The following is a 21,952-nucleotide window of genomic DNA, read 5'->3' on the forward strand; positions in this document are numbered from 1 at the left end:
TGTTCATGCCAGTTTCCTCGCCATCGGACTTACACTCGGCTTGGGTTTGCGGAACACCAAGACGTTACCCAACATGACCATCACCAACCCTGCCAGCGCCGGCTCGGTCCACTGATAGCCTTCGGCAATCGCCGAGACGTTCAGCGCCACCACCGGGAACAGCACGGTGCAATAAGCCGCACGCTCCGGCCCCATGCGACCGACCAGCGTGAGGTAAGCAGTGAAACCGATCACCGAACCTGGAATCACCAGATACAGCAGCGAGCCAATGTAGCGCGCATTCCATTCCATCTCGAACGGGATGCCCTTGACCAGGCACCACACCGACAACATCGCCGCGCCGTACGCCATGCCCCAGGCATTGGTCGTCAACGGTCTGAGCCCGGCTTTCTGTTGCAGGCTCGACAACATGTTGCCCGCCGAGAAACACAAGGTGCCGAGCAGCGCCAGACCCAGCCCGAGCAAGGTTTGCGGGCTGGCGGTGTGGCCAGCGAGTTCAGGCCAGAACAACAGGCCCAGCCCGAGCAAGCCCAACGCACCACCCATCAACACATTGCGGGCGATTTTCTGGCCGAAGAACACCCGCGCATTGAGGGCGTTCCACAGGGTCGCGGTGGAAAACACCACGGCCACCAGACCGCTGGGAATCCACTGGCTGGCCGTCAGGAAACACATGAAATTGATGCAAAACAGACACAAACCCTGCGCCAGACAAATCAGATGCCCGCGCCGGTTCATCACTTGCAGCTTTCGGCTGAGCAACAACATCGCGAACAGCACCAGTGCTGCCAGGCCGAAGCGATAGACGATCGATACGGGAATCGCCACCACGCCCAGTTGCCATTTCAGGGCAATCCAGGTGGTGCCCCAGATCAGCACAGTCAACAGGTATAACGACAGGTTCATGGCAAAGGCTCCTCGATAGGCGCTCAGTGTCCTGCGCCGTGCCTTTGCGCACTTGCATAAACTTGCGCTTTTGTCAGGCAACTGGCTGGCAGTCGCAGCGCTACAGAGTAGGATGCAAGGCGTTGGAAGCAGGCGTTAGCGAGCAACGAACATGGCCTCACTGGATACCCTACAAGTCTTTCAAGCCCTCAACCGCTCGCCGAATGCTCGCCTTGAGCACAGCGCCGAGCTCGGTGACGGCTTGTCCGCAGCCTTGTGGAGCAACCACCACGACGCCCAGGATTACGAAGCGCCAAGCCATCACACGCTGTCGTGCTATATCGCTGGCGGCACCGGCACCTTTCGCCGTGACCAACCCGGCAACAAGGGTGGCCCCGACAAATTGTGCATATTGCCCGCCGACCACCAGTCAGGCTGGGTGATCAATGGCGACATTCGCCTGGCTCACCTGTATTTCAGCCCGGAACAATTTGCCCTTGGCTGCGTCACCCTGCTGGACCGCGAACCACGGGAGTTGCAACTGCGCGAACGGACGTTTCTCGATGACCCGCAGCAGGCGGTGCGTTTTCGTCAGTTGATCAGCCTCAACTGGGAAGAACCGGGCGAGCGCCTGCTCACCAGCAGCCTGGCCCACGAGATTCTCAGCCACGCCCTGCTCAGTCAGGTCAGCGTGCGACCGGGTCTGCGTCTCAAGGGTGGTTTGGCAGCAAACCAACGGCGTTTGTTGGTGGAGTACATCGACAGCCATCTGGATCAAGCCATCAGCCTGGGGCAACTGGCAGCGTTGTGCGCGCTGTCGGAATACCACTTTGCCCGGATGTTCCGTGAGAGTTTCGGTTTGCCGCCACATCAGTACGTGTTGGCACGACGCCTGAACCGGGCGCGGGAACTGTTGCGCTCGACTTCGCAGCCGTTGGGCGAAATTGCCTTGGCGTGCGGATTTGCCAGCGCCAGTCACTTTACCAATCGTTTTCGCCAGAGCCTGGGTGGGACGCCGGGGGAATATCGGCAGGCGTTTTTGCGCTGATATCCAGCGGCTGGCAGATCATCCATTCAATACTGTGCGAACGCGACAATCGGGCTGGCCAGCAAGCTCACACCGGCCAACGCCAGGGCCAGGCGCGGGCGATACGGTATGAGCAACACCAGCAGCAAGGCACTGAGCATCAACACCGCAAACCAATCCACTAACCCGAGCGCCCAGTTCATCGCTGATACCGCCGGCCACAACGAAATCGCCAGCAACACCCAGCCGGCGACTTTCAACCACTGACGCGAGCGCGTTGACGGTTTGCGTCCCAGCAGGTCGGCATGATGGCGGTCCATCGACAAACACAACGCGGTAAAACCGCTATAGCAGAGCAAAAGGGCCAGCAACATTCAGTTCGCCTCTTGCTCAAGGGTGATTGCTTGGGCGCGTTGCCGGACGCCATCGGTCTTTGCGGCGCGCTGCATTTTCCAGGCAGCCCAGGCGAGGAACAGCCCGCTGACCAGGCATGCCAAATCGAAACCGGCCATGGCCCAATCACCTTCAATCAAGGAGCTGCCCAAGTGATACGGCGTGGTCAGTGCATTGAGCAATGGCACGGCGCCAAACAGCAACGCGGCCAACGACAACTGCTCGACCCACGCCGTGCGCCCTCGGCGGGCGATGGCATGCAGCAGGCTCAGCGCCCAAAGAATGAAGAAACTGTTGACCTCCCAACTGCCGCGCTCGGCCAACCCGATCGGCAACAAACGGTTGGTCCAGAAAAACCCGGCTACCGCGACGACCAACCCCGACATACCGGCAATATTCAGCACCTCCACCAGCCGCAGTTCGAAGGGCATCACGCTGCTCCTGGCATGTTTGAGCTGCCGCTTGCCAAGCCAGATCACCAGCCCGGTGCCGATCATCGCCGTGCTTGCCAGCCCACAGATAAAGTACAACCAGCGCAACAGCGGTCCGGCGAAATGGCCCATGTGCAAACCGTAGAAAGTGCCGGCGACGGCCATTGGCATGGCTTGCGCCGGGGTCGCGGCGAGCAGTTGCCCGGTCACGCCGTTGAACGTCACGGCGCTGCCGAAATCGTGAACCACGCGGTCTGCACCGCTGCGAGCCAACACCACAGTGGCGTTCGCATCACCCGGATTATTCACCGTCAAGCGCCTGACCTGGCCACCCGCCCACTGCCCGCGGGCCTTTTCCAGCAGCGGCGCCAGGGGCAGCAATGGCGTTGGCTGACCAGCGGCTTTCGCGATATTGGCCGCTGGAAACACGTCGCTGAAAAACGCCTGCACATCGCCTTTGTACGCCGCCAAAATGCTCGCCGGCATCACCATGCTCATGAAAATCACCAGGCTGCTGTAGGTGATCATCAGGTGAAACGGCAATACCAGCACACCGACTGCGTTATGCCCGTCGAGCCAGGAGCGCTGGCCTTTGCGCGGGCGGAAGGTGAAGAAGTCCTTGAAGATTTTCTTGTGGGTGATGATCCCGCTGATCAACCCGACGAACATCACCATCGCTGCAATGGTCGACAGCCAACGCCCCCACGGATAGGGCATTTGCAGCTGGAAATGGAAACGGTAGAAGAACTCGCCGCCCTGGGTGTCCCGGGCCTGCACCTCACGGCCGGTTTGCGGATCGAGCAATTTTGCCGTGAGTTGGCCGCGCTCACCGGGCTTTGCCGGTGCCTGTTGCCAGCGTACCGAGAGTGCCGGTTCGCGGGCGCTGGGCAATTCAATGATCCAGCGTGATGCGCCGGGAGCCTGTTGCTGAAGGTAATCCTGGGCAAGGGCCAGGCTCGATTCGGTGGACACCGACCGCGCGGGGATTTCCGGCTGCATCCAGTGAGTGGTCTCATCTTTGAAATAGGCCAGTGTGCCGGTCAGGAAAATCGCAAACAGCAGCCAACCGAAGAGCAAACCGACCCAGGTGTGCAACCAGGCCATTGCCTGGCGAAATCCCTCTTTCATGATTGCCCCATCCAGTAAGCCAGCCCTGCCAACGCCGCCAACAGCAGGCCTGTCAGGATCAACCCGGCCCAGGCTCGCCACGCTGTTCGACAAGCAAAGCACCAGATCACCGCAAGCAGATAGACCAGGAAGGAACTGAGCATTCCGGTCACCACCGCTTCGGCGCGGGCCATTGGCACCCACAACGTCAGGCAGACACTCGCCAGCGCCGAGACGACATAGCCGCCAAGCACGGCAGCCAGCACGCGTGATGTGACCGCCAGTCGATAGGAAACGGGGAGCGTCTTGCTTGTGGCTTTCATGTTGCGACCTTGGAACCGGGTGAGGCGGCGTGAATATCACGTGGCCAGCAAGGCGCAATACTAATGATAAAGATTCTTATACGCAAAAGAAGTGAAGCCGTGATCTCTTGCTCAGTGAATCCTGAAACCAAAACGGGCCTGCAATGCAGGCCCGTTTCGGTGGGTAAGTAAAAACAGTGAATCAGGCTTCAACCGTTTTGCGCAGCCTGTTCGTTTTCAAGAAACTCTTCTTCCAGTAGCACATCGGCGTGAGCCCTGCGCTCGAACGGCACCACAGCGGCTCGTGGTTTGCCTCGCAATTTGCCGAACAGATGTTCCAGCGCATGTTCGAGTTTTTCAGCGGCTCCATCGATCGCCAGTTCCAGGCTGGCGGCTTTATGGGTGACGGAAATCGGTTGGTGGCCTTTTGGCCGCGCTTCCAGTTGGCAGCGCAAATCGTGGGGACCCGGCTTGTCGCCGTTCTCGTCCCGCAGGTGAACCTCGACGCGTGTCAGGTCCTCCTCATATCGTTCGAGCGTGCTCTCAATGGTAGTACGTACCCACTCCTCCAGTCGTTTACTGCCTTGAATATGGTTATCGCTATTGACTTGGATTTGCATAGTTCATCCCTTATTTCAGCTAGCTCGCGAGAGGCCGGTCAGCTAAGCCCTTGGGCGTCATCACCGTGACCTCTTACTTACACAATCGGTCTGTACGCTGAACAATTCAACCCCTAAAAAAAGATAAATTTCTAATCGCAAAAAAAGCCGGACAACTGGCAAAAGCGCTGTTAAGGTCGGGAGTTGGTTCGGTCCGCCCCTAGGTAATAATTGCTCACATTTGCCGCTCGCCCAGCGGATGCAAACCGCGAAAAATCCCCGCTTCTTCCACCAGCCAGTCATGCACCGCACGCACGCCCGGATGACTCAGCGCCCCCGGCGCATAGAGCACCATGTAGCGTTTGTGATTAGGCACCGTCAGCCCAAACGGCACGATCAATGCGCCGCGCTCCAACTCATCGTTGAGCAGCGTTCGCCGGGCAATGGCAACGCCCATCCCGGCGATGGCCGCTTCGATAGTCAGGTGATTGCGATTGAACGTGTGACCACGACGCACATCGGCTCCTTCGAAACCGATGGCGTTGAGATAGAACTCCCATTCGGCGTATTCATAACTGCCACGCCAGGCTGTGATGTCATGCAGCAGTGGAAAGTGCATCAAGTCCGCCGGCCCATGCAGCGGCGGGCGACCGCGCAGAAGGCCCGGTGCACAGACCGGAAAAATCTGTTCGTCGAGCAAGGCTGTGGATAACAGTCCCGGATAACTGCCGTCGTTGAGGTCGATGGCCAAATCGAAATCGCCCTCATGCAACGGCACGCTGCTGTCCTCGGCCACCAGGCGCAACTGGATGTCCGGAAACCGCTGCTGCAATCGCGGCAAGCGTGGCGTCAGCCATTTGCTGAGGAACGATGGAATCGAACGCACGCGCAAGGTGCCGCTGATCATGCCGGCGTCCAGTCGACGCAATTCCGCATCGATGCTGCCGTAAGCCTCATTGACGGTGATGGCCAGTCGCTGGCCTTCAGCACTCAACTCCACGCCCCTTGCACGTCGATGAAACAAGCGAAAACCCAGGCGCTCTTCAAGCTGGCGGATCTGCTGGCTGACCGCCCCCGGCGTGATGTGCAGTTCTTCCGCACAACGGGTGAACGACAAGTGCCGGGCGGCGCAGGAAAACACCTGTAGCCACACGTAGGTCTGGGCGTGCAATTGACGGCTCATTGTTTAGTCCTGCTAAAGGCTGTCTTAGGAAGTTTCGTTGGTCACGTAGGACCGAGGCAGGCAGTATCGCTGAAAGTGCGCTTGTCCTACAAAAATGGCAGCGATTCATCTTCCATTGCAGGAATAGGCTTTAGCATGGCTATCAGTGTTTTCGATCTCTTCAAAGTCGGCATCGGCCCATCCAGCTCTCATACCGTGGGTCCGATGCGTGCAGCTGCGACCTTCTCCCAAGCGCTGGTCGATCAACATTTGCTCGCCGATGTGCGGCGAGTTGAAATCCGCCTCTACGGCTCCCTGTCGGCAACCGGCGTCGGCCACGCCACCGACCGCGCCTGTGTCATGGGCTTGATGGGCGAGTGGCCGGACAGCATCAATCCCACGTCCATCGACAGTCGAATCCAGACCCTGCGCGAAACCGGCGAATTGTCCCTGGCAGGCCAGGTGACCATCGCCTTCGACTGGGCACACGATCTGCTGCTGCTTGACGAAAGCCTGCCCTACCACCCCAACGCCATGTCCCTGACAGCCTTCGGCGAAACCGGCGAGCTGTTTGAACAGACGTATTACTCGGTTGGTGGCGGTTTCATCATCGAAGCGGCTGAAGCCGAATCCGGGATCTCACCGGCCAGCGAAGTGCTGCTGCCGTACGATTTTTCCAGCGCCGTCGAATTGCTTCAGCTGTGCAACCAGCACAACTTGCGGGTTTCCGAATTGATGATGGCCAACGAACGGGCCTGGCGCAGTGACGCCGAAATCCGCCAGGGCTTGCTGCATATCTGGTCGGTGATGCGCGAGTGCGTCGAGCAGGGCTTGAACCACGAGGGCATCCTGCCGGGCGGTCTGAATGTTCCTCGTCGCGCGGCGAAATTGCACCGTAGCCTGCTGGAAATCGGCAAACCGAACGTCATCACCTCCACCCTCTCGGCGATGGAATGGGTGAACCTGTTCGCCCTCGCCGTGAACGAAGAAAACGCCGCCGGCGGGCGCATGGTCACCGCACCGACCAACGGCGCGGCGGGCATCATCCCGGCGGTGTTGCACTACTACATGAAGTTCAACCCGGATGCTTCGGACGACGATGTCGTGGCGTTCTTCCTGGGCGCGGCAGCGGTAGGCATTCTGTGCAAGAAAAACGCCTCGATCTCCGGCGCCGAAGTGGGTTGCCAGGGTGAAGTCGGCTCAGCCTGCGCCATGGCTGCCGCTGGCCTGGCAGAGGTGCTGGGCGCCACGCCGGAGCAACTGGAAAACGCCGCGGAAATCGGCCTCGAACACAACCTCGGCCTGACCTGTGACCCGGTGGGCGGGCTGGTGCAAGTGCCGTGCATCGAACGCAACGCGATTGCCGCCGTCAAGGCGATCAACGCCACGCAAATGGCTCTGCGCGGCGACGGCAAACACTTCATTTCCCTGGATCGGGTGATCCGCACCATGCGCGACACCGGTGCCGACATGCACGACAAATACAAAGAGACCTCACGCGGCGGCCTGGCGGTGAACTGGGTAGAGTGCTGATCGTTTTCGAGGCGCATCACGGTTTAATGCCCTGAATCGTGCAGGCAAAAAGAAGGCGGGCCACAGTGCCCGCCTTCTTTTTGCCGTGATCATTGTCCGACAATCCAGTCGGCATGCCCCTTGCTACATCCCTGTTGGAACAATGATGGCGATATGGCCGTGAAATGGCCGGTGGTCCGGCGTTGCGAACCAACCCGATCACGGCCGGTCAACAACTGCACGTTCAATCAGGCGGTGACGCATCATGGACAACCCCTTTCAGCTCATTACCGATGCCTTTGCAGCGGATTACCAGATCAACCTGAGCATTCAGGGCCTGGACGGCAGCATCATGCTGACCCTTTCCAACAATGGCCGGATCGTTGCCAAACGCATGATCAGTGCCGAGCAACGCAATGACCCTGCACGCCTTAAACGACTGGTGCAAAGCATCCAGTTCGGCATCGCCATCGAACAAGGCCACAGCGCCGTGGCCGTCCTCGAATCCATGACCGATGGCGGCACGCGCAGCCTGCCGCCACCCCCAGCCAAAGGGCGCCCGCGCCCCACCATGGGCCTTTAAAGCTCGCCCTTCTCCACCTCCGGGTGTTCACTGGAACCCGCACCGATCTTGCGGTGCGGGTTTTCTATCTTCACCGACGGAAACTGCGACGAAGCGTAACGCACCACCAGAATCGCAAACGCCAGCAGCAGAATACCGCCACACAGGTAGATGATCCCCAGGTCCGGTGGATTGTGGTGCGACACGTTGGATATCAACAGCCGCGTCAGCGCAGTGATCGCCACGTAGATCAGGAAACGCACCGGCATGTGGTTGGTCTTGAAGTAAATCCCGACCATCGCCCCCAGTTCCAGGTAGATGAACAGCAGCAGGATGTCATCAATCTTGATGTGCCCCTTCTCGAGCATCCCGAGAAACTCCATCACCGCCGCCCACGCGGTCACCGCACCGATGGCGAACAGTGCGAGGTAATGAAAGGTTTCGACGAACAGGTTGCCCAGGGACTCAGCCAGTTGATGCACATTCTGCCGCAGCTTTTCGGCCCAGTTGATTTTCACGATGATGCTTCCTTAGGTCGGCTCGACCGGATAATGCGGGTTGGACGTGACGGTTTTGCGCATGCAGAAAAAAGGCCACTGCATGATGGCGAGCGGCCCGCAATTGCGCGCCGTGGCGTTTGGTCGCACCTTGGGTGCCCTGCACCTGACAAACCCTGAATCCGGACTACATTAAAAAGCCACTACCCAAAGCAAAGGGATTCGCTTATCCTTTTCGCTGTATATAGATACAGTAGTCGAAATCGACAACCAATGTGAAGGCATGTGAGGTGGTGAATGGCCGTCGAAGTGGTATACCGCAGCAGCCGAGATCTGGAGCGCTTGTTCATGGATAAAGCCGAAGCTGACCGTCATGACAAAATGCTCGAACTGGCCGAGTTGCTGGCTGAAGTGTTGCAAAAAGCCGTTCCGTCCCTGACCGAGCAGCAAGTGGAAGAAGCCGGGATCTACATGGCGAAAAATCGCGATGTCTTCGCCAAGGCATTCAAGAGCCAGCCGGACGCCCTGTCCGAATTGCTGAGCGCACCGGCTGAAATCGCGCCAACGGTCGAAGCGGTTGAAGCCGAAGAGCCGGCACCAGCGGCCAAACCGGCCAAGGCACCGAAAGCTGCGAAGTGACATGCGAATTGAATAGGCCCTGAGTCGAATGACTCAGGGCCTTTTTCATTTCCCGACTCAAAGGTTCTTGTTATCGGTACAGCACTTTCTCGGCCAACTCATCGGCCACCCGCGCCGGTGAACGTTTCTCCGCCTGGGCATGGGCAAAGACTTCAGTAAGTCGCGTGCTGATTTTCGACAAATGCGCGGTGATGGTCGACAGCTCTTCACCACGGTGTTTGAGCGAAACGTAGATCAAGCCACCGGCATTGATCACGTAATCCGGTGCATACAGGATGCCGCGTCGCTCAAGTTGATCGGCGACGTCCAGGTGCGTCAGCTGATTATTCGCCGACCCCGCCACCGCCGAACAGCGCAATTGCGTGACGCTATGACTGTTCAGCACCCCGCCCAGACCACACGGGGCCAGAATGTCGCATGGCGTGCTGAGCAATGCATCGTTGGCAATCGGATGCGCGCCAAGTTGCTCCATGGCCAGTTGCACTTTGCCGTGATCGATGTCGCTGACCAGCAACTCGGCACCCGCGGCATGCAGCTGTTCCGCGAGGGCGAATCCGACATTGCCCAGGCCCTGGATAGCCACACGCAAACCTTCGAGATTGTCGCTGCCCAAGCGGGCCATGGCGGTGGCGCGAATGCCGGTGAATACGCCCATCGCCGCATGCGGCGCAGGATCACCCGCCGAGGTCGTGCTGGTGACGTGCTGGGTCTGTTGCGCGATGCAATCCATGTCCGCCACGGAAGTACCGCTGTCGATGGCCGTGATGTAGCGTCCGTCGAGTTGATCGATACAGCGTCCGAAAGCTTCGAACAGCGCCCCGCGGTTCGCGACATGGGCAGGCCGGACAATCACCGCCACCCCGCCCCCTTGGGCCAGGCCGGCCAGTGCCGCTTTGTAACTCATGCCTTGGGCAAGGCGTATGGCATCCTCGACAGCAGACTCGTCGCTAGGGTAGGCAAGGTAACGACAACCGCCCAGGGCAGGTCCCAGTCGGCTGTTATGGATGGCAATGACCGCCTTCAACCCGGTGACCGGGTCAACGCTCAGGTGCAGCGATTCAAGGCGAGTGCTTTGCATGAGAGCAAACATCGTAAGGCTCCCGAATCACTTCTTGTAGTCGCCAGTATAGGCTTGCGCCCAAAAATTGCAGAAGCGCACCGGAATAAGCGACGCAGCTGTAGAGTCTTTCGGAAATAACCTGTTGTTGCCCCTGCAAGGCACTGGACGAATAGCGGAGACGGGGCTAAAACGAGGCATTGCCCGGAGATTTCAATGACGCCGCGACAATCGTTTTTCGCTTGCCTGCAACGTTCACCGCCCGCCCTGTTCGAGGCGGCGCTGTGGATTTGCGTCGAACATGACAGCGAAGTGTCCCCCGAGGCAACGCTGGAAAAGGTGCGAGAACTGCAACAACGAGCCAGCGGCGGCTTGCCGATGCTGCCGGTGAGCGAACTGGCGCAGCCATTGCTGCGGCGCATGAATGATCTGGGGTTCGCGCAGGACGATGCCACACCCTTGCGGCCGCAAGCAGCGTTGATCCATAAAGTGTTGGAACGCCGACGCGGGCAACCGCTGGCCCTGGGGCTGATTGCCCTGGAATTGGCCAGAGGCCTGGAAATTCCCTTGGTCGGGGTAAACTTCCCCGGCCATTTTCTCTTGCGTGTGCCCGGTGCCGATCACTTGCTCGATCCCTGCGGCGGTCGCCGACTCTACCCCAACGACTGCCGCGAACTGCTGCAGCGCCAGTACGGCCCGAACATCAAGCTCAGTGCCGAACACCTGGTGACGGCCGAACCGGTGCAGATGCTGCAGCGCCTGTCACGCAACCTGCGCCAGTTGCACCTTTCCCACGACGATTACATTGGTGCCCTGATCGACGCCGAGCGCGTGCTTGAACTGGGTAACGCCAACGCCGCCGACTACCTGGCCCGCGCCAGTCTCTACCAACGCCTGGACTGCCCCAACGCCGAGCGCTTCGATCTGGAGCATGCGCTGTTGCTCAGTGACGACCCGATCCAGCGCATTCGCCTGACGGAACGGCTTGGGCATTTGCCGCCCAACTCCATCGTCCACTGAAAACAAACCTTTGTGGGAGCGAGCCTGCTCGCGATAACGGCGATCCATCCAAGACCGTAATCGCGAGCAGGCTCGCTCCTACAGAGGTGTTACGGCGTGTCCGGTTGGTTTGCCGGATGCGCCTTGATGAACGCCGGATGCGTGGCTGCCAATGCCGCCACCCGACGAATTCGCGGGTACGCCTCAAGGGAAATGTTGAAGCGCTCAGCGGCATATAACTGTGGGATCAGGTAAACATCTGCCAATCCGGGCTGCGGGCCGAAGCAGTAGCCTTGCTCGCCGATCAACTGCTCCACGGCCGCCAGCCCCTGGCCGATCCAGTGCCCGATCCACTCCATCACCTGCGGTTCATCATGGCCCAATTGCCGCAGCCGATTGAGCACGCTGACGTTGTGCAATGGATGCACGTCGCAACCGATCAACGCTGCCACACCGCGCTCATGTGCACGAGCGACAAGGTCTTTGGACAGCAGCGGCACCTGTGGATAACGTTCCTCCAGGTACTCGATGATCGCCGGTGACTGGATCAGCAACGCGCCTTCTTCAGTGCCCAAGGCCGGCACCCGGCCTTGGGGATTGATAGCCAGGTACGGCGGTTGGCGGTGTTCGCCACCGGGCTGCGCGATCAGGTTGATCGGCAGCGCCTGATAGTCCAGCCCCTTGAGCGCCAACGCGATGCGCACCCGATAGGACGATGTCGAGCGGTAGTAGGTATAGAGTTCCATGCTCCGTTCCTCTCAGCGCGCCGGCAGTACTTTGCCGCGGCACTCGCCGAAGCCGATGGACGCGAAGCCCTCGCGAGTGCATCGGCCACGCAGGATGATTTCGTCACCGTCTTCAAGGAACTTGCGCACCTCGCCCGACGCCAGCTCGATCGGTTTTTTACCGCCCTCGGTGATTTCCAGCAGGCTGCCGAACTGACCGTTTTCCGGCCCCGACAAAGTTCCCGAACCAAACAAGTCACCGGCCTGCAATTGGCAGCCGTTGACGCTGTGATGCGCGACCATTTGCGCCACGGTCCAGTACATGTATTTCGAATTGCTCAAGGTCAGGCGATGAGCCGGCAGGTTTTGCTCGCGCATGGCTTCGGTCAAGAGCAAGACTTCCAGCTCGATATCGAAACCGCCTGCAGCCTGATCACGTTTGTCGAACAGGTACGGCAGTGGCTGCGGATCACCTTCCGGGCGCGCAGGCTGGGCGCGACGGAAAGGCTCTAGCGCTTCAGCGGTCACGACCCATGGCGAGATGCTGGTGATGAAACTCTTCGACAGGAATGGCCCCAATGGCTGGTATTCCCAAGCCTGGATATCCCGCGCCGACCAGTCGTTGAGCAGGCAGAATCCGGCGATGTGATCGGCGGCGTCACCGATGGCGATCGAGTCGCCCATTTCGTTACCCTGACCGATCCAGATGCCCAGTTCCAGTTCGTAGTCCAGACGTGCGCACGGACCGAAGGTCGGCTCGGTCTGGCCGGCCGGCAGGGTCTGGCCTTTCGGGCGGCGTACGTCGGTGCCGGATGGACGAACAGTCGAAGCGCGGCCGTGATAACCAATCGGCACATATTTGTAGTTCGGCAGCAGCGGGTTGTCGGGACGGAACAGTTTGCCGACGTTCTGCGCATGCTCGATGCCGACATAGAAGTCGGTGTAATCGTTGATCTTCGCTGGCAGGTGCATCTGGCAATCCGTCGCCAGCGGCAGCAGTTTTGCGCCTTGGGCTTCGATCTTGCCGTGCAGCGTGCTGCCTTCGCTCAACAGTTCCAGCAAGCGTTCGCGCAGCGCCACACGAGCGGCGCTGCCCAGCTCGAAGAACGCATTCAATTGACCGCCACGGGTGGCTTCGACGGCAGCTTTCGCGGCGCCGTCGAACAGGCCGGCATCCAGTGCGGCCTCCAGGTCGAAAATATGCTCGCCGATGGCCACGCCGCTGCGTGGTGCCGAACCCTTCACGCTGAACACGCCCAGCGGCAGGTTCTGCAGCGGGAAATCCGCGTGGCCGTTGGCGGAAGCAACCCAGCTGCGAGTGATGGAAGTCTGCGTCATGGGTTATCTCCGGGTCGGGTCGAAAGTGGCGGGCAGCGTAGCCCAGCAAGCGTCGTAGGTGGTTTGCAGTTGCGGGCAATCAAGGGCGAACCGGCTCGGGCGCAAGACCTGGCTGGTCTCGAACATGAAGGCCATGGTGTTATCGATTTTCGCCGGTTTGAGCTCAGCGTTGATCGCTTTGGTGCAGGTTTCGCCATCGGGGCCGTGGGCGCTCATGCAGCTGTGCAACGACGCGCCACCGGGTACGAAGCCTTCGGCCTTGGCGTCGTATTCGCCTTGGATCAGGCCCATGAACTCGTTCATCAGGTTGCGGTGGAACCATGGTGGACGAAAGGTGTTTTCAGCCACCATCCAGCGCGGCGGAAAGATCACGAAATCGAGGTTGGCCAACCCATGGACACTGGTCGGCGAAGTCAGCACGGTGAAGATCGACGGGTCCGGGTGATCGAAGCTGACGGTACCAATGGTGTTGAAACGGCGCAGGTCGTACTTGTACGGCACGTTGTTGCCATGCCAGGCGACAACGTTGAGCGGCGAATGATTGAGTTCGCAGGCCCACAATTGTCCGAGGAACTTTTGGACCAGGGTGGTCGGCTGCGCAAGGTGTTCGTACGCCGCGACGGGGGTCAGAAAGTCCCGTGGATTGGCCAGGCCGTTGCTGCCGATCGGCCCGAGATCCGGCAGGCGCAATGGCGCACCGTGGTTTTCCGCGATGTAGCCACGCGCTTGCGGATCAAGCAGCTCGACACGAAATTTCAGGCCCCGGGGCAGTACGGCAATTTCCAGGGGCGCCACTTCCAGCACGCCCAGTTCAGTGGCGATGCGCAAACGCCCCTGCTGTGGCACCAGCAGCATTTCACCGTCGGCATTGAAGAACACCCGCTCCATGGAGCGATTGGCGAGGTAGTTGTAGATGCTGATGCCGGCCGGTTTTTCGGCGGAGGCGTTGGCCGCCATGCTCACCAGGCCGTCGATGAAATCGGTCGGCTCAGCGGGAATCTCAAGTGGGTTCCAGCGCAGGCGATTGGGCGTCACTTCACCCAAGGGGCCACCGGCCAACTGTCGGTCGAGTTTGACGAATGCCGGGTGATTGGCCGATGGCTGAATGCGGTACATCCAGGTCCGCCGCGCTTCGCTGCGGGCCATGGTGAAAGCGGTGCCGGAGAACAACTCGGTGTAGAGGCCGTAAGGGGCTTTTTGCGGGGAGTTCTGGCCGACGGGCAATGCACCGGGGAGCGCTTCGCTGCTGAATTCGTTGCCGAAGCCTGACTGATAAGCCAACGCCTGGGCGGTTGAATCGGGGTTCATGGAGCCTCCTGAACGGGAGTCGACGGTAACCGATCGCTCTGGAGCAGCGCTCATGGCCCGTCTGGGTTATTTTTATCGTAATTCAATTACGCATAACGTAATTTGATTGGTATTGACCGTCAAGCTATAAAGACGCCCATTCGTCCCGGGATCACAGCACCAACATGGAAAAGCCCAGCAGCGACAGCAACGGCAAACAGAAAGTCCGCTCCGCCGAGGTGGGGACCGACATCCTCAAGGCGCTGGCCGAGTTGTCGCCCTCGACCTCTCTTTCGCGCCTGGCCGAACACGTGCAGATGCCGGCGAGCAAGGTTCACCGCTATTTGCAGGCGCTGATCGCCAGCGGCTTTGCCGAACAGAATGCGGCGACCAACCATTACGGCCTGGGCCGTGAAGCGTTACGCGTTGGCCTTGCGGCCCTCAACGCAATGGATGTGCTGAACGTCGCCGCCCTGCCCTTGGCCGAGCTGCGGGATGACTTGAATGAAACCTGTTTTTTAGCGGTGTGGGGCAATCAGGGCGCGACCGTAGTGCGCATCGAACCCGCGGTGCGTGCGGTTACGGTGGTCACACAATTGGGCTCGGTATTGCCCTTGCTCAGTTCTTCGACTGGCCTGGTCTTTGGCGCTTACCTGCCCAAGCGCGAAACCGTTGAGCTGCGCGACCGGGAACTGCAGGAGCATGCCAGTCACGCGCTGGCAGATGAGCAGGCTTATGCTCTGTTGTGCGAGCAGATCCGTGCGCGGGGCCTGCATCATGTGCATGGCTTGTTGATGCCGGGGGTGGACGCCTTGTCGGCACCGGTGATGAATGCAATGGGAAATGTCGTGGCCGTGTTGACCGTGGTCGGCCCGACGTCGCTGTTCCACGCCGACGAAAATGGCCCGGCCGCGCAGCGTTTGTTGTCCGCAACACGCGCCGTCAGTTGGCGAATGGGCTATGAGGCAAAAACACCCGGCGCTTGAATAGCGGTTGTGCCGGCACGCGCCGGCACAACGGCTGAATCAAACTACAGATTGAATTTGGAACAGCTCTGCAATATCTGCACTAATGCCGTTGACTTCGTCAAACTCCAGACCCTTGAAACGATGTATCGAATCAAATGTATAGGCTTTGACAAACAAACCTAGATGGTCGCCCTCAAAGTAAGGAACTTCGCCGTCCTGCAATTTCAGATACAAGGCCCATACCAGCGTTTGCGAGTAAGTGACCAGTGGTTTTTCAAGCGAATAAACGCCATTGATGTAAACGTCGTCAACATCAATTCCACGCCCGCTGAGCCTTGAATGCAATATGGCACGCACTCGCTCGATATTTAATTCTTCCATGATTGAATAACCTGTTAATTAGAGTTGATAACGCCAGACTCAAACCATGGTTGCCTATGTCTGAGTCCTGCCAACATCTTAATTAAAACCATCATCGTTGCACCCAAGGGAGTGTTTGCATTCATTACTCCCGGGAAATCAATCCCAGCTTTTTTGCTATCGCTACTGCTTGAGTGCGACGCTCTACACCTAACTTGCTGTGGATTCGCCGCGCATGGGTTTTCACTGTATGTAATGAAATGAACAACTGTTCGGCAATCTGCTGGTTGGAGTTGCCTTGGGCAATCAGGCCAAGTACTTCCAGTTCCCGCCCGCTCAATGGATTGTCGTCGATTGTTGCCGCAGACTCGTCGTCCATGCCGTAACGGCTGAGCAAGGTCGGTTGGCGCAGGCGCAGTTCACACAAGGCCTGTTGCAATTGCCCACGCCCTGCCAGCTTCAGGCCCGCCAGCAATGCCGATTTCGCCAGATCGGTTTCGCCCGTCAGGTCCGCTACTTCGCAGATCGCCAACTGCAACTCCGCTTCCAGCGCCAGCATTGAATGTTGCTGGGCGTGAACGAGCAGGTTGTTGAGTTGTTCGAGCGGTTGTTGCGCCTCCTGCAGTCGGGTTTGGGCAAGCACCAGTAAATACTCGACACGGGCAATCAGCATCACGGTCGCGGGAGGGGCCTGGCGGGCATGCGTTCCGCGATAGTGACGCAACACACGGGTCAACGCTTCGCGAGCCAATTGCGGGCGCCCCTGCTGCAACCAGAAATGACTGCTGATTTGCAGCAATACACCCCGATAAACCGTTTCGGGAATCTGCCGCTGCTGCATCAAGCGCTCGGCATCGCGCAATCGATCGAAAGCGAGGGCGTAATCGCGTTGGTTGGCGGCCAGTTGGGCCTGCCCCAGAAAGCCATACAACGCACGCTTGTCCTGGCTGTGCAGGCAGTCTTGCAAACCAGACTGGAAGAATTCGGCAGCCACCTCTTCCTGCCCCTGACATAGCGCCAGTCGCCCGCGCTGCAGGGCAATCCTGCCCAGCAACGGCGTCGGCCGATCGGCCTGTCGACTCAACAATGCGTGGATATCGGCCAACAAGCTTTCGGCTCGCCGCGGCGCACCTCGCTGCTCCAGCAACTGGGCGTGATCAAGTTCAAGCAAGCCTTCAAACAGCAACGAACCTTGCGCACGGGCCAGACACAACGCCTCACGATTGTAGGCTTGCGCAGTATCGAGTTGGGCGTTGAGCAAGGCTTGTTGAGTCAACCCGGACAAACACAACAGCCGTGCGGGCCAGGCATCCGGCGTCAATTCAGCCAGCGCGTCAATAAAGTGTGCACGCGCCGCTTCCATGCGCCCCAGCAAATGCAACAGCCAACCTTGTTGTGCCTGCCAGCGAGCCAGCAATTGCCGCTGAAGCGTGGCGGTCGGTTGTGGTGCGAAACGGGCCAGTTGGCCAATGCACTCGGCAGCCTGATCGAAGCGCCCGGCGAACAACAACGCCGCCGTGATCAGTCCCACCAACTGCGGCGAACCGAGGGTCAACTCTTCGCCCTGTCGCTCATGCAGATTCAACAACAAGCGCACGTTTTCTCGCCGGAACAAATGCTCAAGACTGAAGTGCTGCAACAGAGTGACGGCAACCTCGAACTCTTCAGCCAGCAGCGCTTGTTCGAACGCCCCCTGCCAGTCTTCCTCGGCGCAAAACCACTGACATGCGCGCCGATGCCACGCCCGCCCCGCCGAACCCCGCTCGTCGCCCACGGCCCGGGCCAACGGCACAAAAACCCGCAGCCACTCGCTGGAGTCTTCCCATGGCTCGATGAAACAGCCCATGTCCTGCAATTGATGCAACCATTGCGCCCCTTCACCGGCGCCGAACAGATGCTCGCAGAGGCTGGCGTTGAATCGCGGCAAACGCGCCAGTACCTGCCAAGCCTCAATCAGTTCAGGGGCCAGCGCGCTGAACAACTCATGGTGCAAATAATCGAGCAGTGTCGCCGAGCGCTCCTGTTTGTTCTGCTCGGCTGCCCACTGGCAGGCATCCAGCAAGGCAATGCGCACACCGGCACACCAGCCTGCACTGCGCTGAATAATTCTGCGTGCTGTATGCGTGGCCATTGCTGGCTCGACATGACTGAGCAAATGCTGGACTTCACACTCGGTAAACGCCAGCGCGCGCGCCTCGCATTCGTACAACTCATCATCAAGCAACAGCCGGGGCCAGTTGCATTGTGGACGTCGGCGCGAGGCCAGCCACCAATTCAATGTCGGGCTTCTGACAGCCAGTAAACGATCCAGAAAGCGATCGAGTTCGGGGTTGGAAACCCGGCAATAATCGTCGATGAAAAGCCAGGTTGGCACCTGCAAACGGGACAGGTACTCCAGCAAAAAAGTCTCATCGGCCGAAGCCAGACCCAGCGCATGTGCAAGGCGTTGCCGGAAAGCGGCGATACCCAGGGATTCCCCGGCCATCGGCAACCAACACACCCGGCAATCCACCGGCGCACGTAACAGGCACTCGGTGAGCAGCGCACTCTTGCCGCTGCCCGCTGGTGCGCAGAGCAACTTCACTCGAGCCGTCGAGGCCAGCAATGGCTCGACCAAACGCTCTCGAGCCAGGTGATGGGAGGACAGGCGAGGCAGGAATCCAGGACGGTCCAGACACAATGTCATGGCAGTCATAGTGATGCGCCTTGTTATTGTTGTGGCGCCACCCTAGCCCCCTCCCGAGCGCTTGTTGAAGAAGTATTCAGCACGCTGATTTGCGGCCATAAAAAAGGTGACTGCGAGGTCACCTTTTTGTGTAAGACGCTGTAGGACGATTACCTCACACCCGTACTCCTGAGCGCCGCCGGCGTGTAGTCCCCGGCTTTTGCCGCGATGTTGAATTCGAAGCTGCGTTTCTCCTCATTCTTCATCCCCAGGGCAATGTAACGACCGGCAATCAAGTCATACAGCGCTTCGACGGTGTAGGCCGGCACCTGATGATCGTAGTAAAACTGCGCATGCCCTTCGGCGACTCGCCACAGTTGGCCACGACCGTCGTAGTGATCGGCCAGCGCCACCTGCCAGGTGTCTTCGTCGATGTACATATGACGCTTGGCGTAAACATGCCGTTCGTTAGGCTTGACCGTGGCCACCACTTCCCAGACCCGGTGCAGCTCATAGCGTGTCAGGTCCTGGTTGATATGGCCGGCCTTGATCACATCGGTGTATTTGAGGTCTGGCGAATCGAGTTTGTAGCTGTTGTACGGAATGTACATTTCCTTCTTGCCGACCAGCTTCCAGTCGTAGCGATCCGGTGCGCCGGAAAACATGTCGAAGTTGTCGGTAGTACGCAGCCCGTCAGACGAAGTGCCCACACCGTCATACGCCACTTGCGGCGCGCGACGCACACGACGCTGACCGGCGTTGTAGATCCACGCCTTGCGCGGTTCCTGGACCTGATCGAGGGTCTCGTGAACCAGCAGCACGTTACCCGCCAACCGCGCCGGCGCGGTCACTTCCTGCTTGAAATAGTTGAGGACGTTCTCGTCACTGCCCGGCTTCAAATCCCCCAGCAGCGATGGCACGGCCACTTCGTCCTTGAATCGAATGACGGTGAAATCACCATTGGACTGTGGCGTGGCCTGGGTAATGGTGCGACGCAAGTTGCCGCCGTGATAACGGGTGATGTGGTTCCAGATGACCTCGACACCGTTCTTCGGAATCGGAAAGGCGTAATAGCGATTGCCAGTGAAATTGGCCAGACCGTTGCCATCGTTGGTCGGTGTCACGTTCAACGCGCTGCGTTTGGCCGCCTCATAGACTTCTGGCGGCAGGGCCGCGGTGCGGTGGCTGGGGTAGACCGGAATTTTGTAGGTCTCGGGGTAGCGCTTGAACATCGCGATCTGCCCGTCAGACAGCTTGTCCTTGTATTTGTCGACCGTTGCGGCAGTGATCACGAACAGCGGTTTTTCATTGGCGAATGGATCAGCCAGGAAACCCTTGCTGTCCACCGCACCAGCGTTTTTCGGAATGCCACCGGTCCATGGCGGAATCGAGCCGTCGGCATTGCCGGCCTTCTCGCCACCGAGCGGGGTGAGCGTGGTGCCAAGCTTGTCGGCTTCTTGTGCCGATACGGCGGCCATCACGTTGACGGCCAGCAGACTCAGGGCCAGGGCGGAACCGATTTGCAGAATCATCTTGCGCATTGAATTCATCCTTTTCAGCCAGATCAGAAGTTCACGCCAAAGCTCAACGCCACGAAGTCGCGGTCTTCGAGCACGTTGTAGTCACCGCCGAAGAAATCGGTGTAACTGAGGCTTGCGGTGTAGGTGTTGCGGTAGTCCGCATCAACGCCAACGCTGACGGCCTTGGCACCTTCGTTGAACAACCCGTTGGGACCATAACCGGCGACGTCATGGGACCAGGACAGATTGGGTTTGAAGTTGATCCCGGCAATGACGTTGTTGTAATCAAGGATTGCCCGGGCGCGATAACCCCATGAGGTCGAGGTCACGAAACCGTCGGTATCGCCACCGAAACCATACTGGCCGTACACCGAGTCGCGGCCATAGCGCAGTTTGCTGCGAGACTCCAGGCCACCGACCCGCACCACCGCCGCCTCACCCACCAGGGTCAGGCGATCAGCGCCTGCAATCTGGTCGATGAAGTGCGTCAGGGTGCTCTGAACCTGCGTCACCTCCTTGCGCCGATAGCCTGTGTTGTCGGCACCGGGCGCTGTCGCAATGGGCGACGCTGCGCCACCGGCAATGGGGTTGAGCATCGCCAGGGTCAGGTCATTGGTGTTGACCTGCACCGGCGCGTTGGGGCGATAGCTGATCTCGCCGGTCCACGCCGTGCCGGTAGGCAGCGTCGTGGAAAAACTCGCGCCGTAGAGGCGAATGTCCTCGGGGTATTCAAGGTAGTACTGACCGCGACCGAGCATCACACTCTGCGCCAGCCCCCCACCGCTACCCGGAGCGATGCGGTTGGCCGTGGTGACAATGCCCGGAATGCTCGCCAGCGTTCTGAGCCCCGCCGTCGTGGTGCCAACCGTCGGGGTTCGGCTGTGGTAATTCATGAAATACAGGCCGTACTCGGTATCGTCGCCCAGCCAACGCAATGCGGTCCCCCACTGCCCCGAATCTCGGGCATCGCGGTCGCCACCACGGGGAACGACCACGCCTTCGCTGGTCACCTCGAAGCCCTGGCCAAACGCCGCAGCAATCGGTTGCAACGGTGCAATCGCAGGGCTGGCGACCGTGTATCCCTTGTTACATCCGTCCGCTACCACGTCGACCCCGAAGAAGGTGCCGCAGTTATCGACGACGGTCTGATCCCACTCCAGTTGATAGAAACCTTCGACGGTCAACTTGTCGGTCAGGCCTTGGGAAGCAAACAACATGTTGACCGGGATCAGCCCTTCCTTGATCTCGGCACCTGGACGCCGAAACGCGGAAACGTCGACCGGGTTGATGCTGTTGATCGAGTTGCCGATGAACGTACTTTCGCCCCAGCTCACCACCTGTTTACCGGCACGAACAGTCCCCGGCAGATCGGCGATGGAATAGTTGTGATAGACGAAGGCGTCGAGAATCTGCGCACCGGAAGACTTGGAGCCCTCTTTGCGGTTGTGATCGCTGATCGGCTTGAACGGCCGGTCTTCGTCCTTCAATTCGAAGTCGTACCAATACTTGCCACGGACGAACACACCGGTGTCGCCGTATTTCAGTTCAAGGTCGTGAATACCCTTGAAGATCTTCGAGAAGGTTTCGCCTTTCTTGAAATTCTGACGACCGTCATCGCCGGTCGACGCCTGTCCGCTACCACCGTTGACCGTGCCCACCAGGGCATCGTCCGCATCGCGCATGCCCCAACTCGCGCCGACCGACAGCGAAGAGTCGAACGTCCCTTCGATTTCCCCGATGTTGAATGAAACAGCCTGCGCCTGGGCACAGCAGCCCAAGGCAACCGCAGCGGCCAGCGCCTGCGGTGTGAAGATGGCGCGCATTGTTGTTTTTGTCATGCGTCTTCCCCGGTGAGTGACAGAAGGCCTCACCCTACTGCCGCAGGCCTGGGGCGATAAGCGCACCAAGGAGGTATTC

At 59.4% G+C, this 21,952-nt stretch carries 20 protein-coding genes and 1 pseudogene; 6 read left to right on the forward strand and 15 right to left on the reverse strand.

Annotated elements, in window-relative coordinates; genetic code table 11:
- Positions 1 to 3 precede the first annotated feature (3 nt).
- The gene (locus tag D8U69_RS21740) at positions 4 to 906 is read right to left on the reverse strand and encodes a DMT family transporter (RefSeq protein ID WP_130908106.1); all 903 of its coding nucleotides are present in this window, start codon (positions 904 to 906) and stop codon (positions 4 to 6) included.
- Between the two features lie 151 nt (positions 907 to 1,057).
- Between D8U69_RS21740 and D8U69_RS21745 the strand changes: the two genes are divergently transcribed.
- Positions 1,058 to 1,933: an AraC family transcriptional regulator gene (locus D8U69_RS21745; RefSeq protein WP_130908107.1), complete on the forward strand. Its 876-nt coding sequence runs from the start codon at positions 1,058 to 1,060 to the stop codon at positions 1,931 to 1,933.
- Between the two features lie 26 nt (positions 1,934 to 1,959).
- On the opposite strand, the gene D8U69_RS21750 is transcribed toward D8U69_RS21745, so the two are convergent.
- The 5 genes from D8U69_RS21750 to D8U69_RS21770 form a co-directional block, all read right to left on the reverse strand.
- Positions 1,960 to 2,286: a DUF3325 domain-containing protein gene (locus tag D8U69_RS21750; protein WP_130908108.1), complete on the reverse strand. Its 327-nt coding sequence runs from the start codon at positions 2,284 to 2,286 to the stop codon at positions 1,960 to 1,962.
- The gene (locus D8U69_RS21755) at positions 2,287 to 3,864 is read right to left on the reverse strand and encodes a PepSY-associated TM helix domain-containing protein (RefSeq protein WP_130908109.1); all 1,578 of its coding nucleotides are present in this window, start codon (positions 3,862 to 3,864) and stop codon (positions 2,287 to 2,289) included.
- Positions 3,861 to 4,166, reverse strand: a complete 306-nt coding sequence (locus tag D8U69_RS21760) for a DUF3649 domain-containing protein (protein ID WP_056855086.1) — start codon at positions 4,164 to 4,166, stop codon at positions 3,861 to 3,863. The genes D8U69_RS21755 and D8U69_RS21760 overlap by 4 nt, the downstream gene beginning before the upstream one ends.
- Before the next feature lie 188 nt (positions 4,167 to 4,354).
- On the reverse strand, positions 4,355 to 4,765 hold the full coding sequence (locus D8U69_RS21765; protein ID WP_056855085.1) for an HPF/RaiA family ribosome-associated protein: 411 nt from the start codon (positions 4,763 to 4,765) through the stop codon (positions 4,355 to 4,357).
- Between the two features lie 214 nt (positions 4,766 to 4,979).
- Complete coding sequence (locus D8U69_RS21770; protein WP_130905188.1) at positions 4,980 to 5,927, reverse strand: LysR substrate-binding domain-containing protein; 948 nt, start codon at positions 5,925 to 5,927, stop codon at positions 4,980 to 4,982.
- A 135-nt stretch (positions 5,928 to 6,062) separates the two neighbouring features.
- Here D8U69_RS21770 and D8U69_RS21775 point away from each other — a divergent pair, with 135 nt between their 5' ends.
- The gene (locus D8U69_RS21775; RefSeq protein WP_056855083.1) at positions 6,063 to 7,439 is read left to right on the forward strand and encodes an L-serine ammonia-lyase; all 1,377 of its coding nucleotides are present in this window, start codon (positions 6,063 to 6,065) and stop codon (positions 7,437 to 7,439) included.
- A gap of 244 nt (positions 7,440 to 7,683) precedes the next feature.
- The gene (locus D8U69_RS21780) at positions 7,684 to 8,001 is read left to right on the forward strand and encodes a DUF3509 domain-containing protein (RefSeq protein WP_056855082.1); all 318 of its coding nucleotides are present in this window, start codon (positions 7,684 to 7,686) and stop codon (positions 7,999 to 8,001) included.
- On the opposite strand, the gene D8U69_RS21785 is transcribed toward D8U69_RS21780, so the two are convergent.
- Positions 7,998 to 8,498, reverse strand: a complete 501-nt coding sequence (locus D8U69_RS21785; RefSeq protein ID WP_056855081.1) for a phosphate-starvation-inducible PsiE family protein — start codon at positions 8,496 to 8,498, stop codon at positions 7,998 to 8,000. The genes D8U69_RS21780 and D8U69_RS21785 overlap by 4 nt on opposite strands.
- A 276-nt stretch (positions 8,499 to 8,774) precedes the next feature.
- On the opposite strand from D8U69_RS21785, the pseudogene D8U69_RS21790 reads away from it, so the two are divergent.
- Positions 8,775 to 9,014 (forward strand): annotated as a pseudogene (locus D8U69_RS21790) (YebG family protein); the annotation flags it as partial.
- 172 nt (positions 9,015 to 9,186) lie between these two features.
- On the opposite strand, the gene D8U69_RS21795 reads toward D8U69_RS21790, so the two are convergent.
- Positions 9,187 to 10,206, reverse strand: coding sequence for a Glu/Leu/Phe/Val dehydrogenase dimerization domain-containing protein (locus D8U69_RS21795; RefSeq protein WP_056855079.1), 1,020 nt, complete (start codon positions 10,204 to 10,206; stop codon positions 9,187 to 9,189).
- 183 nt (positions 10,207 to 10,389) lie between these two features.
- On the opposite strand from D8U69_RS21795, the gene D8U69_RS21800 reads away from it, so the two are divergent.
- Positions 10,390 to 11,193 (forward strand): transglutaminase family protein, encoded by an 804-nt coding sequence (locus D8U69_RS21800; RefSeq protein ID WP_056855078.1) that lies wholly within the window; start codon positions 10,390 to 10,392, stop codon positions 11,191 to 11,193.
- Positions 11,194 to 11,282: 89 nt separating this feature from the next.
- Here D8U69_RS21800 and maiA read toward each other — a convergent pair whose 3' ends face one another.
- Genes maiA through hmgA form a run of 3 tightly spaced genes read right to left on the reverse strand, consistent with a single transcriptional unit; the run spans position 11,283 to position 14,543 of the window.
- Complete coding sequence (gene maiA / locus D8U69_RS21805) at positions 11,283 to 11,918, reverse strand: maleylacetoacetate isomerase (protein ID WP_130908110.1); 636 nt, start codon at positions 11,916 to 11,918, stop codon at positions 11,283 to 11,285.
- A 12-nt stretch (positions 11,919 to 11,930) separates the two neighbouring features.
- Positions 11,931 to 13,235: a fumarylacetoacetase gene (gene fahA, locus D8U69_RS21810; protein ID WP_130905185.1), complete on the reverse strand. Its 1,305-nt coding sequence runs from the start codon at positions 13,233 to 13,235 to the stop codon at positions 11,931 to 11,933.
- A gap of 3 nt (positions 13,236 to 13,238) precedes the next feature.
- Positions 13,239 to 14,543, reverse strand: a complete 1,305-nt coding sequence (gene hmgA, locus D8U69_RS21815) for a homogentisate 1,2-dioxygenase (protein WP_130908111.1) — start codon at positions 14,541 to 14,543, stop codon at positions 13,239 to 13,241.
- Positions 14,544 to 14,707: 164 nt separating this feature from the next.
- Between hmgA and D8U69_RS21820 the strand changes: the two genes are divergently transcribed.
- Positions 14,708 to 15,508 carry an IclR family transcriptional regulator gene (locus tag D8U69_RS21820; RefSeq protein ID WP_130908112.1) on the forward strand — a complete coding sequence of 267 codons (801 nt, stop codon included), beginning with the start codon at positions 14,708 to 14,710 and terminating at the stop codon, positions 15,506 to 15,508.
- 39 nt (positions 15,509 to 15,547) lie between these two features.
- Here the strand turns inward: D8U69_RS21820 and D8U69_RS21825 are convergent, their stop codons facing one another.
- The 4 genes from D8U69_RS21825 to D8U69_RS21840 form a co-directional block, all read right to left on the reverse strand.
- Positions 15,548 to 15,871, reverse strand: coding sequence for a hypothetical protein (locus tag D8U69_RS21825; RefSeq protein WP_130908113.1), 324 nt, complete (start codon positions 15,869 to 15,871; stop codon positions 15,548 to 15,550).
- Between the two features lie 124 nt (positions 15,872 to 15,995).
- Complete coding sequence (locus D8U69_RS21830; RefSeq protein WP_130908114.1) at positions 15,996 to 18,545, reverse strand: LuxR C-terminal-related transcriptional regulator; 2,550 nt, start codon at positions 18,543 to 18,545, stop codon at positions 15,996 to 15,998.
- A 140-nt stretch (positions 18,546 to 18,685) separates the two neighbouring features.
- Complete coding sequence (locus tag D8U69_RS21835; protein WP_056855071.1) at positions 18,686 to 20,056, reverse strand: DUF1329 domain-containing protein; 1,371 nt, start codon at positions 20,054 to 20,056, stop codon at positions 18,686 to 18,688.
- A gap of 23 nt (positions 20,057 to 20,079) precedes the next feature.
- The gene (locus D8U69_RS21840) at positions 20,080 to 21,873 is read right to left on the reverse strand and encodes a DUF1302 domain-containing protein (protein ID WP_130905181.1); all 1,794 of its coding nucleotides are present in this window, start codon (positions 21,871 to 21,873) and stop codon (positions 20,080 to 20,082) included.
- Between the last annotated feature and the right edge of the window lie 79 nt (positions 21,874 to 21,952).

It is taken from the genome of Pseudomonas sp. Sample_16 (assembly GCF_004307665.1).
Taxonomy (GTDB): domain Bacteria; phylum Pseudomonadota; class Gammaproteobacteria; order Pseudomonadales; family Pseudomonadaceae; genus Aquipseudomonas.